At 76.0% G+C, this 792-nt stretch carries 1 protein-coding gene; it reads left to right on the forward strand.

All coding sequences use genetic code 11. The features are described from left to right. Nucleotides 1–217: 217 nt before the first annotated feature. Nucleotides 218–532 (forward strand): winged helix-turn-helix domain-containing protein, encoded by a 315-nt coding sequence (locus ACIA6B_RS03575; RefSeq protein WP_396770580.1) that lies wholly within the window; start codon nt 218–220, stop codon nt 530–532. Nucleotides 533–792: the final 260 nt, after the last annotated feature.

Genomic DNA, 792 nt, shown 5'->3' on the forward strand with positions numbered 1-792 from the left:
TTCCCCGGCCGGGTCTTCGCTTGATGGGTCGGCTGGGCTGCCCGTCGTTTCCCCGGCCGGGTCTTCGCTTGATGGGTCGGCTGGGCTGCCCGTCGTTTCCCCGGCCGGGTCTTCGCTTGATGGGTCGGCTGGGCTGCCCGTCGTTCCCCCGACCGCGTCTTCGCTCGATTCGTCGGCCGGCCCGTCCGTCGGTTCCCCGGCCGCGTCGTCGGCCGAGGTGGCGGACCGGTCGTCGGTCGACGTGTCCGGGCCGGAGCTGGCCGTGGACTCCGACCGGCGGGTGCTGCGCTGGCGGGAGCGGGAGGTCGGGCTGACGCCACTGGAGCACGACCTGTTGGTCTGCCTCGCCGGCATCCCGGGCCAGGTGTGGACGTACGCCCGCCTGCACCGTGCCGTCTGGGGCAACGACCACCTCGGTCGGGGCTCCGACATGCACTCCGTGGTCCGCCGCATCCGGCACAAGCTGGCCCGCCTGAACGCCCCGACCACGATCCACGCCGTCCGAGGCGTCGGCTTCCGCCTAACCCTCTAACCCCCTAACCCTTCCCGCGATCTTGCACTTGTGGTCCCCGAGTTGCCCCTTTCGCACGTCTTGCACGGGCCGGAAGTGCAAGATCGACGGGGGCGGGGGCGGGGGCGGGGGCGGGGGCGGGGACGGGGACGGGGACGGGGACGGGGACGGGGACGGGGACGGGGACGGGGACGGGCGGCGGGCGGGGGGGGCCCCGGGCGGGGGCCCCCCCCCGGGGGGGGGGCGCGGGGGGGGGGGGGGGGGGGGGGGTGATCGGGCCC

This window comes from Micromonospora sp. NPDC051141 (genome assembly GCF_044455765.1).
Lineage (GTDB): Bacteria > Actinomycetota > Actinomycetes > Mycobacteriales > Micromonosporaceae > Micromonospora.